This is a genomic window from Deinococcota bacterium (assembly GCA_030858465.1).
Taxonomy (GTDB): domain Bacteria; phylum Deinococcota; class Deinococci; order Deinococcales; family Trueperaceae; genus JALZLY01.
Genome location: JALZLY010000041.1, coordinates 1 through 4,208, shown reverse-complemented (window position 1 = coordinate 4,208; position 4,208 = coordinate 1). Strand labels below are relative to the sequence as shown.

Below are 4,208 nucleotides of genomic sequence, written 5' to 3'. Positions count from 1 at the left end.
GAGGCGAGAACCCTGGAGCTGAGCTTGGAGCAGATCGTCAAGCTGCGCTCGAGGGCCATAGCGGCCGCGCTCAAGGTCTTCAAGCCGGACGTGCTGATCGTGGACAACGTGCCCGAGGGAGCGGCGGGCGAACTCGAGCGGGTCCTCAAAAAGCTGAAGAAAAAGGGGCGCACGCGCTGCGTCTTGGGCCTGCGCGACGTTCTCGACGATCCCAAAGCGGTCCGCAAGCAGTGGCGCAAGTCAGGCAGCGAGGCGATCATCGACGACTATTACGACGAGGTCTGGGTGTACGGCGACCCGCGGGTCTACGACCCGGTGCGCGAGTACGGCTTCTCGCCGCGTCTGGCGAAACGGCTGCGCTACCTCGGTTACTTCGACCAGCGCGCGCGGCTATGCCTGTCGGTCCCCACCGGCGAGACGACAGGCCCGAACCTGCCGGAAGGCGTCGACCCCAGCCTGGGCGCGATGGTGCTCTGCCAGGTCGGCGGCGGGCAGGACGGGGCGCAGCTGGCGCTGGCCTTTGCCGATACGGACCTGCCGGAGGGCAGGTACGGCGTGCTCGTCACCGGGCCCTACATGCCTCCGGACGTCACCCGGCGGCTGCACGAGCTGGCCGCGTCGCGGGCGCGGCTCAAGGTGCTCGACTTCGTGCGCGAGTCGTCCCAGCTCCTCGTCCATGCCGAAAGGGTGATCGCCATGGGCGGCTACAACACGGTCTTTGAGGTGCTCTCGCACGAATTGCCCCTCTTGCTCGTCCCCAGGGTGAAACCGCGCCGTGAGCAGCTCATCCGTGCCAAGTGTCTGCACGACTTGGGCCTGCTCGACTTCGTTCGCCCCGACAAGCTCACGCCGGAGGCCCTGACCTCGTGGCTCGCGCGCGACGTCGAGGCGCCCAAGGGCGTGCGCGAGCGGCTGGATTTCGGAGCGATGGCGCGGCTACCCGAGCACCTGAGCGACCTGCTCCGGCTGGACTTCGTCGTGCCGGCGCAGTGGGAAATGCATCATGCCGCGACCTAAGCGGGCGAGGACCGGCCCCACGCGCGTCGCCTATGTGCTCAAGCGCTACCCGCGCTACTCGGAAACCTTTATCGTCACCGAGATCCTGGCGCATGAAAAGGCGGGCTTGGACCTCGCCATCTTCTCGCTCTACCCGCCGAACGACAGCCATTTTCAAGACGCCCTGGCCAGCGTACGGGCGCCCGTCACCTATCTCACCGCGGAGCGCCTCAAGGCGTCTCACCTCTGGGAGGTCTTGGACGAGGCGTCTCAGAAGCTTCCCGGGATGCAAGACGCCTTTGCCTTCGCTCGCGGAGAGGATGTGCGCCACGTCTATCAGGCGCTGCAGCTCGCGCTCTGCGCGCAGGCCGGAGGCGTGACCCACCTGCACGCGCACTTCGGCACCGCCGCGACCAGCGTCGCGCGGCTCGCGGCTCGCTTCGCGGAGCTGCCTTACACCTTCACCGCGCACGCCAAGGACATCTTTCACGAGAGCGTCAGCGCGAGCGACCTGAGGCGCAAGCTGGGGGGCGCGGCCGCGGTTGTCACCGTCAGCGACTACAACCTCGCCTATCTGCGCCGGAGCTATGGCGGCGCGCCGTCGAGCTTGAGCCGCATCTACAACGGCATGGACCTGAGCCTGTTTCGCTACGCCTCGCCGCGCGAGCGCCCGCCGCAACTCGTCTCGGTGGGCCGGCTGGTCGAGAAGAAGGGCTTTGGCGACCTGGTTGACGCCTGCGCCTTGTTGGCGAGGCGCGGCAAACGCTTTCGCTGCCTCATCATCGGCAGCGGGCCGCTGGAGGCGGAGCTCAAGGCGCGGATAGCGCGGCTGGGTGTTGCGGACAGCGTCCAGCTCATCGGCCCGCACCCCCAGCGCGAGTTGGCCGCCTATCTCCAAGCGTCGGCGGTCTTCGCCGCGCCCTCTGTGGTGGGTGGCGACGGCAACCGCGACGGTTTGCCGACGGTGCTCCTGGAGGCGATGGCGCTCGGCACGCCCTGCGTCTCCACCGACGTGACGGGCATCCCTGAGGTCGTCCGCCACGAGGAGACCGGCCTGCAGGTCCCACAACACCGGCCCGAAGCGCTTGCGGGCGCGCTCGAGCGGCTCTTGGAGGACGGAGACCTGCGCGTTGCGCTCGCCGAAAGGGCCCGCGCGCTCATCGAGGCGGCGTTCGACGTGGAGCGCAATGCCGCTGCGCTGCGCGACGTCTTTGCCGGAGCGCGACAGCGCCGGAGCGCCGCCACGCGACCAGAGGGACGGGGCGAGGCTCCGTCCGAGCCCGTCGCCATGGCGGCAAAGGGGAACCGCTGATGCGCATCGCTTACGTATCGGCGGACCCCGGCGTGCCCGTCTACGGCAGCAAGGGCTGTTCGGTCCACGTTCAGGAGGTCGTGCGCGCGCTCATGGGCGAGGGCGCGGAGGTCGTGCTCTTTACCAACCGCGTCGGCGGCGAGACTCCGGAGGACCTGCGGGGGGTCCGCGTTCACGCGCTGCCCGCGCTCCCCAAGGGCGAGCTCGCCGCGCGGGAGCGGGCCGCGCTCGGCGCCAACGACATTCTCCGCGCGGGGCTCGAGTACGAGGGACCTTTTGACGTGATTTACGAGCGCTACTCGCTGTGGAGCTTCGCCGGGATGGCGTTTGCCGGGGACGCGGGCACTCCCGGCCTGCTGGAAGTCAACGCGCCGCTTATCGAGGAGCAGCACAAGCACCGCGGCCTGGTGCACGCAAGCGAGGCCGAGGCGGTCGCCCGGCGGGCCTTTGCCGCGGCCGCGGCGCTGCTGCCCGTCTCGAGGGAAGTGGGCGTGTATCTGAAGGCCTTTCCCGTAGCCCTGGGCAAGGTCCACGTCGTCCCCAACGGTGTCAACCTAGGGCGCTTCGCCCTGCCCCGGCGAGTGACTCGAGACACCTTCACCGTGGGCTTCGTGGGCACGCTCAAGCCCTGGCATGGGGTGGACACGCTCCTGGAAGCCTTCGCGCTCCTCAAGCTCGAGCTGCCACAAGCCCGACTGCTCGTCATCGGCGAGGGGCCGGAGCGCGCGGCGCTGATGGCCGAGGTCGCACGCCTCGGCCTGTCGGACAGCGTGCGCTTCACCGGCGCGGTCGCGCCCGAGGACGTCCCGCGGCTCCTGGCGCAGATGGACGCCGCCGCCGCGCCCTACCCGCCGCTGGCGGACTTCTACTTCTCGCCGCTCAAGGTCTACGAGTACCTGGCGGCGGGCTTGCCGGTGGCGGCGAGCCGCGTTGGGCAGCTCGGGGATTTGCTCACGGACGGCGTGGACGGGCTTCTCTACGAGCCAGGCGATGCGCGCGCGCTTGCCGAAGCCCTGGCGCGGCTGGGCCAAGACGCCAGCCTGCGCGAACGCCTGGGCCAAGCCGGACGCGCTAAAGTCGCGAGCGAGCATAGCTGGCAACGAGTGGCGCGGCGCATTCTGTCGATTGCCGAAGGGGCGCGGGGACAGCGGGCACAGGTGCATGGATGAGTCGGCCGTCCAAGCTCCTCAAGGTCCTGCCGAGCTTTTTGCACATCCTGCGGCGCTTCGCGCCCTACTTGCTCGAGTACCGCCTCCTCTTGCTGGGCGCCTTTGCCGCGCTCTTCGCCCAGGTCGGCATGCGGCTTTTGGAGCCCTGGCCACTCAAATTCATCCTCGACCGAGTCATCGTCACCGCGCCGAGCGGCAGCGGCTCGGGCCTGGCCTTTATCGACGCGCTCTCGCCGACGGCGCTTCTCACGGTGTCCGCTGTCGGGCTGGTGGTCGTCATCGCCTTGCGGGCGGTGGCCGAGTACGCCAGCACGATCGGCTTCGCACTCATCGGCAACCGGGTCCTGACCCGGGTGCGCGGCGAGGTCTACGAGCACCTGCAGCGCCTCTCGCTCTCCTATCACACCGGGGCCAAGGGCGGCGACCTGACGGTGCGCGTCATCGGCGACGTGGGCATGCTCAAGGAAATCGCCGTCACCGCCATCCTGCCCATGCTCGGCAACGTCTTCGTCCTGGTGGGCATGCTCGTGGTGATGTTCATCTTGAACTGGCAGCTCGCGCTCATCGCCGTGGCTATCTTTCCGCTCTTTTGGCTGGTGTCGTTGCGGCAGGGAAACCGCATCCGCGAGGTCGCGCGCCAGCAGCGTAAGCGCGAGGGCGCAATGGCCGCGACCGCCGCCGAGGTGATAGGCGCCATCAAGATCGTCCAGGCGCTCTCACTCGAGGGCACC

The 4,208-nt window shown here is 68.9% G+C and carries 4 protein-coding genes; all 4 read left to right on the top strand.

Going from position 1 to position 4,208, the window contains the following annotated elements:
* On the top strand, positions 1-1,017 hold a 1,017-nt coding region (locus tag M3498_02280; GenBank protein ID MDQ3458124.1), incomplete at its 5' end, for a glycosyltransferase.
* Entirely contained in the window at positions 1,004-2,308 is a 1,305-nt protein-coding gene (locus M3498_02275; protein MDQ3458123.1) for a glycosyltransferase family 4 protein, read from the top strand. The genes M3498_02280 and M3498_02275, both read left to right, overlap by 14 nt.
* On the top strand, positions 2,308-3,477 hold the full coding sequence (locus M3498_02270) for a glycosyltransferase family 4 protein (GenBank protein MDQ3458122.1): 1,170 nt from the start codon (positions 2,308-2,310) through the stop codon (positions 3,475-3,477). Before M3498_02275 ends, M3498_02270 begins: the two co-directional genes overlap by 1 nt.
* Positions 3,474-4,208 (top strand): ABC transporter transmembrane domain-containing protein (locus M3498_02265; protein MDQ3458121.1); only part of this gene is annotated, 735 nt, incomplete at its 3' end. The genes M3498_02270 and M3498_02265, both read left to right, overlap by 4 nt.

Bases quoted from the DNA above. Each gene is read 5' to 3' on its own strand.
- M3498_02275 (MDQ3458123.1), top strand. From the start codon at position 1,004: ATGCCGCGACCTAAGCGGGCGAGGACCGGCCCCACGCGCGTCGCCTAT.
- M3498_02270 (MDQ3458122.1), top strand. From the start codon at position 2,308: ATGCGCATCGCTTACGTATCGGCGGACCCCGGCGTGCCCGTCTACGGC.